Source organism: Mycobacterium sp. NGS40, assembly GCF_059812735.1.
The window spans coordinates 1-248 of sequence record NZ_JCALDG010000149.1 but is presented as its reverse complement, the minus strand read 5'-3'; the positions used below and the strand labels follow the sequence as shown (position 1 = coordinate 248).

Here is a 248-nt window from a genome sequence, read left to right as displayed (position 1 = left end):
GAGCTGCAGCGGGCACCGCTGGTGACGCTGAGCGCATGGACCATACTCACCCCGGTCTTCGGGGTCGCCTTCAGTTGGGTCCTGCTCAATGATCGGCTCACTGAGATGCAGGGCATCGGCCTGTGCCTCGTTCTGGCTGCGATGCCGATCATCCTGCTGCCTCATCGGCATGCGGACACCGGAAACTAAAGCTCCGGACTTCCGTCGCGCACACAGGGACTGGCACTGGTGTAGAAACATGCGGACCA

1 pseudogene is annotated in these 248 nt (G+C 62.1%); it reads left to right on the top strand.

What is annotated here, in order from left to right:
• Nucleotides 1-189: pseudogene (locus AC5Y5O_RS32335) on the top strand (hypothetical protein); the annotation flags it as partial.
• Nucleotides 190-248 lie beyond the last annotated feature (59 nt).